The following is a 14,548-nucleotide window of genomic DNA, read 5'->3' as shown; positions in this document are numbered from 1 at the left end:
TAAAGACAATTATTAGATATACAAATAAAATAGAAGTTGATGAGTGAAATGACAAGGTTCTACGTAAGTCTTTTAAGAGAGTAATGCTGTAAAAATGATTGTTAAAACTGAATATACTTTTATCTATGAAGTTTGGTGAGATAGTGTATTTCTAACAGTATTAACAAGAGAAATTTATATTCGTAAAAGGAATAAAATTGAGTAAGGGAATGAAGGTTGTAGAAAATGCATTATAAAGAACTATATAAATATGAATATCTTATAAACTCTGATTGTACTAAACTAATAAAAGGAGAGATTGTGGGACTTTTATTTCTCCTTTTTAGTATAGTTATTTTTTGGACTGAAATTTTTGAATCGGATAAATGGGCAATAGATTTATTTGGTATTAGTGTGTCATTGTATTATTTATATCCTGTTTCTATGGGGGTGTTGGGACTATTTTATTTATTTGGAAAATTTTTTAAATATTATCGTTATACTATTTTTAGATTCTATTTCGAAAAAGATTATTTGATATTGGAAATTTGTGGGATAAAAACTGTTAAATTTAATAAGTTTAATATTATTGCTGATCAATATCGTATTGGTCACTGGAATGGTTTTAAAAAGGAATATTTTAATTGTATAGGTATTACTAGTGACAGAAAAGTATATCTAATTCCAGTAGCTGACGGTAAGCAAGATGAGCTTATAGAAGTATTAATGAATCATGTGGATAAACAAGTTGACCCCTAAATAAACCTACTCCTATTTAACTAAGCCTAATTAATATCTAAAAAAAGATCCGTACAAAGCTATACGAATCCTTTTTCTGAAAATTAGTGGTTCTATAAATTAGAAAGATACCATTTTGCCCGGATTAATCATTGCGCCGATGCCATACATACTTTTTGCGAGCGGAATAACAACGGGAGCAAGGGTACGACCAAACATAATATTTTGATGATCAATTTTAGATAACATTTCAAAATCGTTAGATTGCCCAACAAAGTCATTCGCAATGGCTTTACCAATACGTACCGTCTGTGCAACGCCATGACCACTCCAGCCGTGAACAGCATAAATCGGGAATTTATTGCCAAACTTACGGCTATCGACTGCACCATTTACGGTTAAATCAGTTGTTCCACTCCAGACAAAATCCATTTCTAGATTTTTAATTTGAGGGAAAACCGTATGAATTCGATGTTCTAGATAATTTAAAGTTTTCTCTGGTCCCCAACATGTTCCTGTGCCTTGGCCACCAAACAATAAACGGTTGTTAAACACAGGGCGGTAGTAATCAATCTGGAATTGAGTGTCATAGACTGGATGCCCAAATGGCAGAAGCTCTTTTGTATCAAGCTCTAGTGGGGCAGTCGTCGCAACATAGGTGTAAAACGGAATAGTAGTATTGCTTTGCTCTGATAAAAGTTTAAAAGAAGCATGGTGTACCGCTAACACCACAGACTTTTTAGCTTTTACGACAGCATTTGCTGTTTGAACATAAATACCATCTGCTTTTTCTTCTATTGAAATGACTTCTGTTTGTTCATAAACAGTACCGCCATTTTGGCAAAAGCCATAAATTAAACCGCGGTTTAAAGCTAAAGGATGGATTTGTCCACCCAACTCATCAATTAAACCACCTGTGTAATAATCAGACTTAATAAAGTCCATAAGTTCATGTTTACCCACAATGCGCGTATGGTCTTCACCTAAATATTTTCGTGCATCGGCACCTTGTGTTAAACCAACCAAATGTCCTTCATGAACGGCGGCAGTAATGTGACCATGTTTTCGGTCAAAGTTGAGTTGGTATTTTTCTGAGATTTCATCAATAAGTTGCATCGCTTCCGTAGAGGTAAAATGCCATAGTTTTTTGGCATCTTCATAGCTTAAGCGATCGGCCATTTCTTGAGCTTCCCAGCGAGCTAAACCAGGGGTAAGTTGTCCGCCATTTCTGCCAGAAGCTGCACTACCAATGCGGTTTTTTTCTAATAAAACTGTATCTACATCTTGTTCAGCTAAATGTAATGCACTTGATGAACCTAATAAGCCACCGCCAATAACCACCACATCGCATTCAATATCAGCTTGTAAACTGTCAAATGTATGCCAATCAGAAAGTGAGCTTTCATAGTAGTTCGCTGGATTATCTACCGCTGCGCCTTCTATATTTGCTGTGTCAAATTTTGCGTGTTTTGGATTTAACCAGCTCCACTCTTTGCCCACTTGTAGAGATTTACTTGGTTTATATTGCACGTCTTTTAAAAGTTGAGGTTTAGAAATAATATTCATGACGAAGTTCCTTAAAAATTAATAAGCATTACTAATCGCAATACTTTGTTTTTTAATCGTTTTATAGATAAATAAAAGAATGCCTAACGATAACCAAAAACATCCGAAAGTGAGCGAAGATGAATCAAGGTTAAGCCAGAGGCAAATAATGCTGATGACGGATAAAAGCGGTAAAAAGAGGTTTAGAAATTTATTTTTAAACCCTGAGCGCTGTTTATCTTTAATATAAAATTTCATAAAAACTGAGAAATTTACGGCTGTAAAAGCGACTAGCGCACCAAAGCTGATCAGGCTTACGACTTGTGCTAAATCTAGAAAAACCGCGGACATTGAAATAAGACCAACAAATAAAACCGAAAAAAATGGTGTACCTAAAGAGATGTGAATTGTCCCAAAATACTTTTTAGGGAAAATATTATCGGTGCCCATTATATACAGTAAACGCGAAGCACTGGCATGAGAGGCAAGACCAGAGGCGACTGTGTTCATAATTTGTCCGCATAAGAATACGGATTGGAAGAATGCACCGCCGACATAAAGCACAATTTCAGGAAGTGCTTCTGACGGATGATGAAAGCGTAGATTATTTGGAAAATAAAGCTGAATAAACCAAGCGGCTGTGAAAAAAATAAGTCCGCCAGCGAGAGTCGTTAACATGACCGCACGAGGGATGTTTTTGGTAGGTTGTTTGGTTTCATCTGAAAGCGTGGTAACAGCATCAAAGCCCAAAAATGAAAAGCACAAAACTGAGGCACCCGCAACGAGCGGTAGTATAGTTTGGTGCTCATGCCAGAGTGGGGCTAATGTAAGCACATGCTCATAACCTTGAGTCGAGCCAATACCCTTAATCACTAAATAAACAAAAATGACCATGAGTATGATGGGTGCAAATACAAACAATAGACTCAAATTGGCGAGTAACCGAATGCGGAAACAATTCACTAAAGTGACTAGGCCCGCCGATACAAGCACCCAAAACCAGTAAGGCAGACTTGGAATTAGTGCTGTGAGATAAATTGCAGCAAGTAAAACATTAATGAGGGGCAGTAATAAATAGTCGAGTAGGGAACACCAACCCACAAAAAAACCGCTTTTTGGCCCTAAACTTTCAGCTGTATAGCTATATGCCGAGCCTGATTTTTCTGAATTTTTGCTGAATCTTGCATAGCTCCAAGCGGTGAGTAGCATGGCACCAAGTGCGAGTAAATATGCGAGTGGTACGTGTCCATTGGTAATGCCAGAGACAATACCGAAAGTATCAAACACCGTCATGGGAGTCATGTAGGCAATACCAATAATCGTGACTTGCCAAAGAGACAGTTTTTTTAAGGAAGACGTTTTATTTTCCATGTCATTTCAACCTCAAATTTCGTTGTTTTGCTTTTCATCCGGAAAAGCGATGCTATTTTTGAGCCAAAACTTCCCCTAGACCTGAATAAATAAGTCTGTTTGAAGAAAGTTTGTACAAAAGCTAGGGGCTATTTCGCCTTGGTGATGCTCTAAAGCAAAGTCAAATATTTATATTTTCGACTTCACTTTAGATCACGACCAGTTGAAAAGATTGACACGGTCGTGACAGAACCTGCTGTGGGCTTTGGCCTTTAAATAATGTGCCTGTTCTGATGGTGATGTCATTTGAAGTAATCACTCGAGAGGAATCGTTGATCACAATTGCTTTTTGTTTGATATTTTTAAGCTTCGGCATGAGTAGTTTCTCAAGTGCTGAAACTAAAATGTCGGTGGCAATTACACCGATAAATTGATCACGAATCATGACTGGATGGGCAAGGGTGATGGTATATGCACCATTGCAAATATAGTCGACATAAGGCCCATGTATGCACGGACTCTTATTTTGAGCAGGTTTATGAAACCATTCAAAAGAGCGGAAATCTAGAAATCGCTGAGCATTTTGATAGTTTTCAAGCTTAGCTTGTTGCAATTGATCTTCTTTTTTATACCACCATTCGAGTGTCCAATAATCTTGTTCTTCTTGCGTTGCAGGGCTATAACTTGCAAAGCCGATACCTTGACTGTAATGGCTTTCCTGTAGGGCTTTTTTAATTTCTTTTTGCAAAGCTGAACGCTCTGAACCTGAAAGCTTAACGTCTTTCGTTTTTTCAGGTTCATGTTTTGAGAGAATTTTACTCGCTTTGGTCGCCAGCTTTTCTGTAATGGCTGTCGTTTCCTCCACCACCGTCTTTAACAAATTTTGAAGCTCTTCTATATCTAAATGTTGGGTCATTCCTATAACTCCTAAAATTCCGTATTTCTCACTTGATACTTTATAAGCGCTCTACTTTATTGTTTTTATTCGATAGATAACTTATATCGAAGCATTTGGTCTGTTAGCATCGAAATGATTTTTCGTGCCTGAATAACAGCATCATCTTCATTGCCTTGAACAAAAGATGATAAAAGTTGGTGGTATTGAGCGACGACCGTTTGATGAAACTGATCATCTTGATAAAGCACAGCAATGAGCGGTGCCCATTCGGCTTGTATGGTTAACTCTTGATTTGCCAGTCGAGCTGATTGAGCAAAAGAGGTGAGTGTCAGCAAGCAACGTAAATCAAGTTGGGCACGTGTGTCTGCTTCAACGGCCTGTTCAAATTGATCAATAAGTTCTTTGATTTTGCCTAATTCATATTCAGTGGTTCTTTGTGCTGCCAAATATGCACCATGGCTTAAAATTGCACTATGAAACTCGCCTAAATCAGCTAGATACTCATTGGACGCTTGGCGAAGAGGGTGTTTGTTTAAGAGTAAATCGGAAGGTAACTCACAAACAAAGCTTCCGCCGTTTCGCCCGCGTCGTGTATCAATCAGACCTTTTACGCGTAAAGTATTTAAGGCTTCACGTACTGTAATCGGTGACACTCCCATTAAGCGAGCTAGATCCGCCTCGTTAGGAAGCTGTTCATTGCTTTTGAGCAATCCAGAGATAATTGCATTTTCTAAGCGTTCTACAACTTGTTCCGATCGAGTTGCCTGAGCGATAGGTGCAAAAATTATCGTATATGCTGACATGGCGAATTCTCTAAAAGCTAAGTCAGTGACTTAGCTTAATGAAACGGATAAATGATTAAAACACGCCATATTGATGGACGGCCTGTTCATCTTCAGGCACAGCTGGTATTGCATCCCAAAGTTCAACAATTTTGCCGTTATCTACACGCCACAGTTCAAAATAGGCATGTCGATTTCCAGCAATATTTCCTTCGGAATGTGTCAACACAAATTGACCATCAGCAATGGAGCGATGAGTTTTGGAGTATACCAAACCTTGTCCTTCATTACGGATATTGTTCAAAAAATCAATTACTGCATTAACACCATCGCCAATATCTGGGCTATGTTGAATGAACTGATCGTCGTGGGTGTATTCTTTAAAAGCTTCGTAATTGCCATCAATTAATGACTTTTTAAAGAAAGAGGTCACAATCTCACGATTTTTCTCTGCATCATGGTGAGTGACGATTTCAGTTGGTCCATCTAACTGCGTTCTACCACTTACATTCGGTGCAGCTTCTGCCACAAGACCGTCCCAGTGTTCTACAATTTTGCCGTCTTTCACTCGGTAAATATCAAAACCAACTAAAGGGTTTTCATCTAAACCCTGAAAGCGGCCATGAATCGCAACCAAGTCACCATCTGCCAATACACGTACAGCTTCATGTTGCATGTCGGGGCAGTCTTCTACCAGTTGGCGAAGGCCTGAAAGACCATTTGCAACGAGTGGAGAGTGCTCTATAAAGTCTTCAGAAAAATAACGGTCCAGAGCAGTGGTGTCGTGCAAATTAAATAGCTCGTGATGGGCTTTGCTCACCAAGTCTTTCATTTGTTGTTTATTCATTTTGATCTCCTTTCAAAGTCCATTTTTATTATTCGTTTGAACTCATCACATGTTTAACGCGGGTATATTCTTCAAAACCGTAGCCAGATAAATCTTTACCATAACCTGACTTTTTGAAACCACCGTGTGGCATTTCTGCGGTTAAAGGAATATGAGTGTTAATCCAAACTGTACCGAAATCGAGTTCACGAGACAGACGAGTTGCGCGGGCGTGATCTTTAGTCCACACACTTGAAGCTAGGCCATATTCAACGTCATTGGCTTTTTCAATCGCATCATTTTCATCTGTAAATTTTTGAACAGTGATGACTGGTCCAAAAATTTCATTTTGAATGGCTTCGTCGTGTTGTTTTAAGCCACTAATAACAGTGGGTTCAAAATAGAAGCCTGGACGGTCTGCTTGTTTACCGCCTGTTTCAACTTTGGCATGAGCAGGTAAGTTATCAATAAAGGCTTTAACATTTTTTAATTGATTGGCATTGTTAAGCGGACCATAAAGTGCGTCTTGATCATCAGGTTCGCCAAAACGGGTATTTTTTGCAGCTTCAACGAGCTTAGCTAAAAATTCATCATGAACAGATTCAGCTACAATTACGCGTGTTGCCGCAGTACAGTCTTGTCCTGCGTTGAAATAGCCCGTTAAAGCAATCATTTCAACTGCTTTATCGATGTCGGCATCTTCAAAAACCACGACAGGTGCCTTACCACCAAGCTCAAGGTGAGCTTTTGCTAAATTTGCAGCCGCTGAAGCTGCAACCTGTAATCCAGCACGAACCGAACCTGTAATAGAAACCAGAGCAGGGGTTTTATGTGATACAACTTTTGAACCCACCTGAGCTTGGCCTAACACCACATTAAATGCACCTTTAGGGAAGAATGGCGCAGCAATTTCTGCAAGTAAAAGCGTACTTTCAGGGGTGGTGTCACTTGGTTTAAGTACAACTGTGTTACCCGCAGCCAAAGCAGGAGCAATTTTCCAAACAGCCATCATAAGTGGATAGTTCCAAGGGGTAACTTGACCAACCACTCCGACAGGTTCGCGGCGAATAGAAGAGGTTAAACCTTCTAAATATTCACCTGAAGCTGTGCCATTGAGTAAACGGGCAGCACCTGCAAAGAAACGAACCTGATCTGCCGATGCACCTACTTCTTCCGATGCAATTAAGTGTTTTAATTGACCCGTATTACGACTTTGAGCCTCAATTAAACGCTCCGCATTTGCTTCAATCGCATCTGCCAAATTCAATAATGCTTTTTGACGAGTTGAAGGTGTACTACGTCCCCAAATTTTGAATGCTTCTTTTGCAGCAGCATAAGCTGTATCAACTTCGGCCTCGGTTGCATTCGGTGATTGTGCATAAACTTCACCAGTCACTGGGCTGACTAAGTCGAAATAATCATTTCCTTTGCTAGCAACATATTCGCCGTTAATAAAGTGTTGTAGTTGAGTTTTAGCCATTTTTTATACCTTGTCCTTAGGTTTTAACATATAACATATAATACTATATGTATTATGTTTTAAATTTTCTGTCAAATGCTTTGATGAGGGGGGTGAGTGAAAAAAGTTGGGATTTAAATCAAATTAGATTTTAAGTTTTTGATTTGATTATTTAAAAAAAATTAAAGATTTGTGAAGATTTTTAGGAGAGGTTGATTATCTTTGTAGTTCAGTAGATTTGAGGAAAGATAAGAGCAGAATTTTTCTAATTAAAAGTAGCTTGATGAGCCAAACCATATGCTTAGCTCATCAATTTCGTTTTTATGATTTGAAATTAAAGTGAATGATTAGGTCTTATGACTCGCAAGCAGAATGCTGGTTTCACTGTTGTAAATACCTGAAATATTCCTGATTCTTTCTAAAACTTTGTCGAAGTTTTCTAAAGTATCAGAGCGTAGCTCGACCAAGATGTCCCATTTGCCATTGGTTTTATGCAAACATTCAACGGCACTTTCTAGGCGTAATTCTTTAATCACAGATTGCGCTTTGGTCCCTTCAACCATAATGCTCATCCATGCACGAATAACGTTGCGTTCAGCATTGGGTTTAAACCGTACTGTATATCCGGTAATGATGCCCGAAGATTCAAGATACTCCATTCTCTTTTTAATAGTTGCTCTTGAAACGTGAACTTTTTCGGCTAACTCGGTAACAGACATCCGTGCGTTATCTTTAAGTAAACCTAAAATAATTTGATCAATGTTATCCATATTGTAATTGTCAATTATCAGATTGGTAAAAAATAATTCATTTTTGATTGAATTACAAATTTTGTGAATCAATTTGATTTTGAATAATAGGGTCATCAACTAACCCTCATAATTTTAATTTAATGGACTAGATAAAATGAATAATTTTGCAGTTTCACGTAGTGACTTTAACGAGTGGATGGTTCCAGTTTTTGCACCAGCAAATTTTATTCCGGTACGTGGCGAAGGTTCACGTATTTGGGATCAACAAAATAAAGAATATATTGATTTTGCAGGCGGGATTGCAGTAAACGCATTAGGTCATGCGCATCCAGTGGCAGTAAATGCTTTAGCAGAACAAGCAACAAAACTTTGGCATGTAGGCAACGGTTATACAAATGAACCCGTTCTACGTCTTGCAAAACAACTCACCGAAAATACATTTGCAGACAAGGTTTTCTTCTGTAACTCAGGTGCAGAAGCCAACGAAGCTGCTTTAAAACTGGCTCGTAAAGTTGGTTTAGACAGCGGCGTTGCTGGTAAAAGTAGCATTGTGGCATTTAACAATGCTTTCCATGGCCGTACTTTATTTACCGTTTCAGCGGGTGGTCAACCTAAATATTCACAAGACTTTGCACCACTTCCAAACGGTATCAACCATGTTGCCTTTAATGATTTAGAAGCTGCAAAATCGGTGATTAATGAGCAAACATGTGCAGTCATTGTTGAACCGATCCAAGGTGAAGGCGGCGTTATTCCTGCTGACATCGAATTTTTAAAAGGTTTACGTGCGCTATGTGATGAGTTCGGTGCGTTACTTATTTTTGATGAAGTGCAAACGGGTGTTGGTCGTACAGGTGCACTCTATGCCTACATGAACTCAGGTGTTATTCCAGATGTGTTAACGACTGCAAAAGCACTAGGCGGTGGTTTCCCAGTGGGTGCAATGTTAACAACAGATAAGTTTGCTCCACATTTTTCAGTGGGTACACATGGTACGACTTATGGCGGTAACCCGTTAGCAAGTGCGGTTGCAGGTGCAGTATTTGAGTTTATTAATACACCCGAAGTGCTTAATGGCGTTAAAGAACGTCATGATTATTATAAAAAAGCTTTAAATCAATTAAATGAAAAATATGAAATCTTTGAAACGATTCGCGGTGAAGGTTTGCTAATAGGTTGTGCCTTAAAAGATAAGTTCGCAGGTAAAGCAAAAGATATTAATAACCTTGCAAGTGTAGAAGGTTTACTGAGTCTGATTGCTGGTCCAAACGTTATACGTTTTACGCCGTCTTTGATTATTCCATTTGCTGATATTGATGAAGGCTTAAAACGCTTTGAACTTGCGCTTGCTCGCTTTGTTGAAATTCAAAAGGATGAACAAGCAGCATGATGATTATTCGTTACATCGAACCTAAAGATCTTAATGACCTTTACCTGTTGGCGCAAAAAGCAGGTTTTGGTTTGACATCTTTGCAGCCCAATATGGAAAAACTTGCTGCTCGCATTGAACGCGCCTGTAAAACTGTCGCAGGCGAATTATCAAAAGCAGATCAGGTCTATTTATTTGTTTTAGAAGATACTGAACTCAACAAAGTCGTCGGCGTTTGCGGTATTGAAGTGGCACTTGGGTTAAGAGAGCCTTGGTATAACTTCCATGTTGGGACACAAGTGCATGCGTCAGAACCGTTAAGTGTTTATAACGCTTTACCGACTTTGTATTTGAGTAATGACCATACCAACTGTAGTGAACTTTGTACTTTATTTTTAGATCCTGACTATCGCTTAAATAAAAATGGCAAATTTTTATCTAAAGTCCGTTTCTTATTTCTCTCAGCATTCCGTCAATATTTTGAAGAAACCATTGTTGCCGAAATGCGCGGATATTCTGACGCCAATGGGCAGTCACCATTTTGGAATGCGGTAGGTCATAAGTTTTTTAATATCGAATTTACCAAGGCCGATTATTTAAGTGGTGTAGGGCAGAAGGCTTTTATTGCTGAGCTGATGCCAAGACATCCACTCTATGTCGATATGTTACCTGATGATGCTAAAGCCGCGATTGGCATTGTGCATCCGAATACTCGACCGGCCTACAACCTGCTGCTTGAAGAGGGACTACGCTATAAAGGCTATGTCGATATTTTTGATGGGGGCGCAACGCTGCAAGCAGATATCGAAAATTTACGGGCAATTAAAGAAAGTCAGTCTGTAACGGTTCAAATTGAACAGCCACAAAATATCGCTGTAGGGGATGAGTCTTACATTGTGGCTAATGATGATTATGAAAATTATCGGGCCATTCTTATGTATAGCCGGCCTCATCAGAACATATTGCAGTTAACAAAAGAACAGGCAAAACAATTGAATGTCGAAAATGGCTCTTTAGTTCGGGTGCTAAGTGTTCAAGTTAAACAAGTTTCGAGCCCAGAAGTGGTCAATAAACTCAAAGCGACTGAGCATTTTCGAATGGCTGTTAATTAAGCAAAAATTACTATACATTTCACCAAATTTAAGAAGGAATACTATATTATCGCTAGCGCAAGATGGGTATATGGATAAATACAATCTTGCTCGCTGAGCTGGGATTAATTAGCCTGTTTTTCTATATAAAGAGTAAGTAAATAAAGTATTTAATTAATCTATAGATTTTAAATATTTATTGAAATTATATTGAGAAAAGCGGGCTAATATAATAATGAAGGAAAGGATTGATGATTAATTTTTATTGTTATAGGTAATAGCTTTTAAAAAGGAATTTATAAGGTTTTAAGTGGTTTAATAATATTTTTAGAATGATTTAATGGACTAAATTAATAATCATATAATTTATTTATTATTAAAGCATTTACGACGGTTGCTATAAATTGGAGTAAATATTACATGAGTAAGAATAACGGAAAGCAGTTCCTGGAAGGAGATCTTCTTGGTAGTCAACATATGACTGAACAAGAAGAAGAGAAATTGCAGCGCTCATTAACCAATCGTCATATTCAGATGATCGCAATTGGTGGTGCAATTGGTACTGGGTTATTTATGGGTTCCGGGAAAACATTAAGTGTTTCGGGTACTTCAATTGTTTTAACCTATTTAATTATTGGTTTCTTCTTTTTCTTCGTGATGCGAGCAATGGGTGAATTGTTGCTTGCGAACACTAATTTTAAAACTTTCGCCGATTTTGCAACGGCTTATCTCGGCCCATGGGCGGGGTTTTTCCTTGGTTGGTCCTACTGGTGTAACTGGATTATTACTGCGATTGCAGACGTGATTGTGATCGGAGGGTACATGCAGTTTTGGTATCCCGATTTACCCGTTTGGATTCCTGCGTTTACTTCATTAGCCGTCTTAACCATACTCAACTTTGTGGCTGTTCGATTGTTCGGTGAACTTGAGTTTTGGTTCTCACTCATCAAAATTACTGCAATTATTCTGTTTATTTTGGCTGGCATTTATTTAATTAGTACTGGATTTACTTCACCAAATGGGGTTAAGGCCTCAATGAGCCATTTGTTTGAAACACAATCCATGTTTCCTTATGGTGTAACAGGTTTCTTAGCTGGTTTCCAAATTGCCATATTTGCGTTTGTTGGTATTGAGTTGGTTGGTACAACTGCTGCTGAAACTAAAGACCCGCATACCTCACTTCCAAAAGCAATTAACTCTATTCCTTTACGCATTTTGTTATTCTATGTGGGCGCATTGGTTTGTATCATTGCAGTTACATCTTGGGCTAAGGTTTCACCAGAAAAAAGCCCATTTGTAGAAATGTTTACATTGGTAGGGTTACCAATTGCGGCAGGTTTAATCAACTTTGTTGTTGCGACTTCGGCGCTATCTTCTGCAAATAGTGGAATATTTGCGACCAGCCGTATGTTATACGGCCTAGCTTTAGATAACGATGCACCAAAAAGTTTTAGCAAATTATCGAAAAGAAAGGTTCCAATTAGAGGCCTCGTTTTTTCAATGGCCTGTGTAACGCTTGGAACATCTATTTTGTTTATTGTTCCAAATGTTATGACGGCATTTACGATTATTTCAGCACTTACTTCAATTTTATGTATTTTTACATTCATGTTGATTGTGCTTTCGTATATTTATTATCGTAAGAAAAGTCCTGAATTACATATTCAGTCAAAATATAAAATGCCAGGTGGTTTATTTATGGCATGGATGACGATGCTATTTTTAGTCTTCACTATAGTAATTTTAGCTTTAGATCATGACACACTGATTGCTTTAGAGTTTTCACCAGTATGGTTTATTGGTTTGTTTATTGCCTATAAATATAAAAAGAAAAAGATGTTGCAGCTTGATATTTTAAAAGCTCAAAAGGTTGATTATATTTAAGTCGAGTATAGTTGTTTTTATATTAAAGCTAGGTGAGTGCCTAGCTTTTTTATGCTCTAAATATTGAGATATATATTGTGTTTATGTAAAATAGTGTGACTATACGTACAATTCTGTATATGAGATGTTAACTAAAAAATTTATAACTTCTTCCCTTATTCTTTTTGCGGGTTTTCACCAATATGTCTATGCCATTGAAGATGTTTCTTTACCGAGTCAGGTGCTTCAAGATCAGCGTTTAAAAGAGCTTAACCAGCAAATACAAGACCAGCTTGCCCAGCAAACTCCTTACCAAAACACCAAGCCATTACAGGATTTTAAGCATCTGGTTGTTGAAGAGAGCCCATGTGTAGCGGTTAAAAAAATTAGTTTTGTCCCTTTAAATGATCAGTCTGAGTCTGAACTACAGCAATTTAACTTTGTGGTTAAAGCTATAAAAAAACACCCACAGAATGTTTTGGGTAAATGTATTGGAACCCAAAGTTTACATAACATCGTGAACTATGCCCAAAACGAACTTTTAAAAAAGGGTTTTATTACCAGTCAAATTATCGTGAGTCCGCAAGACTTAAATCCGGGTAATTTAAACCTGAGTGTGCAAATTGGTCGCCTGAATAAAATCATAATTCAGGAAGGTAAAATTTCCTCATTACAGCTTAAGACAGGCTTGCCCTTTAAAGCGGGCGACATTGTAAATCTAAAAAGGCTTGATCAGGGGCTGGAAAATCTCAAACGTGTCTACACAGTAGATATGCAAATTGCGCCTGCAAATAGTCAAGATAAAGAATTAACGGGCTATAGCGATTTAATACTTAAACTTCAGCCACTACAAAAAGTTAACTTCAATTTAAGTGTAGATGATTCGGGTAATCAGGATACCGGTACCTATATGGGAAACATCGGGATAGGTGTCAATAACCCGTTTCATCTAAATGATATTTTATCGTTAAATGTGAGTCACTCATTAGATGACTTTCATGAAGACTTAAACCGAAGTTATTTTGTTAGTTATCAATTGCCTGTTGGTTATTATGATTTAGGTCTTAGCTACAATGACTATCAATATAAGCAAACAGTCTTAGGTGCGAATGGTCCACTGCTTTACCATGGTAACAGCCAACAAGCCAACCTGAATTTGTCTCGTGTGATTAGCCGTAGCGGGCAGCATAAAACTAGTCTGTATGGAAAACTTTATCATAAGGAAAGCCAAAGTTTTATTGATGATGTTGAGATTAATGTCTTACACCGTAGAACCTCAGGCTGGAATTTAGGGTTTCAGCATCGTCAATATTTAGGAAATGCAGTATTAGACGGCAGCATCGATTACCGTCGTGGGATGGGAGTAGGTGCCCGAACTGCACCAGAAGAAAATATTACCAATATTGAGGGAAAACATCTTCCTGTTGAAGGTTACTCCCGTGCGCCACTTTTAAGTGCCGATTTACGTTTTAGCGCACCATTCCTTTTGCTCGAAAAACCTGCTCAGTACCGCCTTAACTGGCGTGGACAATATGCACCGAAAATTTTAGTACCGAATGACCGCTTTTATATTGGCGGGCGCTATAGCGTGCGTGGTTTTGACGGTGAACTCATGCTCTCCGGAGATAACGGACAGTATGTACAACAAGAAATCAGCTTGAATGCACCAATTCCTAATACCCAGTTTTATATGGCAGTCGATCAGGGCTGGGTCAATGGGCGTAATAGCATACCGGGCCAGCGTTATTTACTCGGGAGTGTTTTAGGGCTACGCACCTATCAAAATAGTTTTTATCTGGATGCCTTTACAGGTCGGGGACTGATTGCACCTGACAGCATAAAAAAAGACTGGGTTACCGGTTTTAGTATCAACCTTTCTTATTAATTTACTTTAGA

General features: G+C 38.3%; 12 protein-coding genes. 5 read left to right on the top strand and 7 right to left on the bottom strand.

What is annotated here, in order from left to right; all coding sequences use genetic code 11:
• Positions 1–225: 225 nt before the first annotated feature.
• The gene (locus F968_RS13395; RefSeq protein ID WP_004793859.1) at positions 226–738 is read left to right on the top strand and encodes a hypothetical protein; all 513 of its coding nucleotides are present in this window, start codon (positions 226–228) and stop codon (positions 736–738) included.
• A gap of 99 nt (positions 739–837) precedes the next feature.
• Here the strand turns inward: F968_RS13395 and F968_RS13390 are convergent, their stop codons facing one another.
• From F968_RS13390 to F968_RS13360, 7 genes are all read right to left on the bottom strand, one after another.
• On the bottom strand, positions 838–2,283 hold the full coding sequence (locus F968_RS13390) for an NAD(P)/FAD-dependent oxidoreductase (protein WP_004793857.1): 1,446 nt from the start codon (positions 2,281–2,283) through the stop codon (positions 838–840).
• 18 nt (positions 2,284–2,301) lie between these two features.
• Positions 2,302–3,633 (bottom strand): APC family permease, encoded by a 1,332-nt coding sequence (locus F968_RS13385; protein WP_004793855.1) that lies wholly within the window; start codon positions 3,631–3,633, stop codon positions 2,302–2,304.
• Between the two features lie 187 nt (positions 3,634–3,820).
• A complete protein-coding gene (locus tag F968_RS13380; protein ID WP_004793853.1) occupies positions 3,821–4,528 on the bottom strand; it encodes a cache domain-containing protein in 708 nt (235 codons plus the stop codon).
• Positions 4,529–4,593: 65 nt separating this feature from the next.
• On the bottom strand, positions 4,594–5,313 hold the full coding sequence (locus F968_RS13375) for a FadR/GntR family transcriptional regulator (RefSeq protein ID WP_004793852.1): 720 nt from the start codon (positions 5,311–5,313) through the stop codon (positions 4,594–4,596).
• A 55-nt stretch (positions 5,314–5,368) separates the two neighbouring features.
• Entirely contained in the window at positions 5,369–6,139 is a 771-nt protein-coding gene (locus F968_RS13370) for a nuclear transport factor 2 family protein (RefSeq protein ID WP_004793850.1), read from the bottom strand.
• 28 nt (positions 6,140–6,167) lie between these two features.
• Complete coding sequence (locus tag F968_RS13365; protein WP_004793848.1) at positions 6,168–7,598, bottom strand: gamma-aminobutyraldehyde dehydrogenase; 1,431 nt, start codon at positions 7,596–7,598, stop codon at positions 6,168–6,170.
• Between the two features lie 326 nt (positions 7,599–7,924).
• Positions 7,925–8,347, bottom strand: a complete 423-nt coding sequence (locus F968_RS13360) for an Lrp/AsnC family transcriptional regulator (protein ID WP_002001056.1) — start codon at positions 8,345–8,347, stop codon at positions 7,925–7,927.
• A gap of 136 nt (positions 8,348–8,483) precedes the next feature.
• Between F968_RS13360 and F968_RS13355 the strand changes: the two genes are divergently transcribed.
• The 4 genes from F968_RS13355 (at position 8,484) to F968_RS13340 (ending at position 14,537) form a co-directional block, all read left to right on the top strand.
• A complete protein-coding gene (locus F968_RS13355; protein WP_004793846.1) occupies positions 8,484–9,719 on the top strand; it encodes an aspartate aminotransferase family protein in 1,236 nt (411 codons plus the stop codon).
• Positions 9,716–10,810, top strand: coding sequence for an arginine N-succinyltransferase (gene astA / locus F968_RS13350; protein ID WP_004793844.1), 1,095 nt, complete (start codon positions 9,716–9,718; stop codon positions 10,808–10,810). Before F968_RS13355 ends, astA begins: the two co-directional genes overlap by 4 nt.
• A 399-nt stretch (positions 10,811–11,209) precedes the next feature.
• The gene (locus F968_RS13345) at positions 11,210–12,673 is read left to right on the top strand and encodes an amino acid permease (protein ID WP_004793843.1); all 1,464 of its coding nucleotides are present in this window, start codon (positions 11,210–11,212) and stop codon (positions 12,671–12,673) included.
• Positions 12,674–12,797: 124 nt separating this feature from the next.
• A complete protein-coding gene (locus tag F968_RS13340; RefSeq protein WP_004793839.1) occupies positions 12,798–14,537 on the top strand; it encodes a ShlB/FhaC/HecB family hemolysin secretion/activation protein in 1,740 nt (579 codons plus the stop codon).
• Positions 14,538–14,548: the final 11 nt, after the last annotated feature.

This window comes from Acinetobacter sp. NIPH 817, assembly GCF_000368405.1.
GTDB lineage: Bacteria > Pseudomonadota > Gammaproteobacteria > Pseudomonadales > Moraxellaceae > Acinetobacter.
Note: the sequence above shows the minus strand (reverse complement) of the source record. Positions and strands in the feature narration are given on the sequence as shown.

Bases quoted from the DNA above. Each gene is read 5' to 3' on its own strand.
- F968_RS13380 (WP_004793853.1), bottom strand. From the start codon at position 4,528: ATGACCCAACATTTAGATATAGAAGAGCTTCAAAATTTGTTAAAGACG.
- F968_RS13375 (WP_004793852.1), bottom strand. From the start codon at position 5,313: ATGTCAGCATATACGATAATTTTTGCACCTATCGCTCAGGCAACTCGA.
- F968_RS13340 (WP_004793839.1), top strand. From the start codon at position 12,798: ATGTTAACTAAAAAATTTATAACTTCTTCCCTTATTCTTTTTGCGGGT.
- F968_RS13395 (WP_004793859.1), top strand. From the start codon at position 226: ATGCATTATAAAGAACTATATAAATATGAATATCTTATAAACTCTGAT.
- astA (WP_004793844.1), top strand. From the start codon at position 9,716: ATGATGATTATTCGTTACATCGAACCTAAAGATCTTAATGACCTTTAC.
- F968_RS13355 (WP_004793846.1), top strand. From the start codon at position 8,484: ATGAATAATTTTGCAGTTTCACGTAGTGACTTTAACGAGTGGATGGTT.
- F968_RS13385 (WP_004793855.1), bottom strand. From the start codon at position 3,633: ATGGAAAATAAAACGTCTTCCTTAAAAAAACTGTCTCTTTGGCAAGTC.
- F968_RS13360 (WP_002001056.1), bottom strand. From the start codon at position 8,347: ATGGATAACATTGATCAAATTATTTTAGGTTTACTTAAAGATAACGCA.
- F968_RS13390 (WP_004793857.1), bottom strand. From the start codon at position 2,283: ATGAATATTATTTCTAAACCTCAACTTTTAAAAGACGTGCAATATAAA.
- F968_RS13370 (WP_004793850.1), bottom strand. From the start codon at position 6,139: ATGAATAAACAACAAATGAAAGACTTGGTGAGCAAAGCCCATCACGAG.
- F968_RS13345 (WP_004793843.1), top strand. From the start codon at position 11,210: ATGAGTAAGAATAACGGAAAGCAGTTCCTGGAAGGAGATCTTCTTGGT.
- F968_RS13365 (WP_004793848.1), bottom strand. From the start codon at position 7,598: ATGGCTAAAACTCAACTACAACACTTTATTAACGGCGAATATGTTGCT.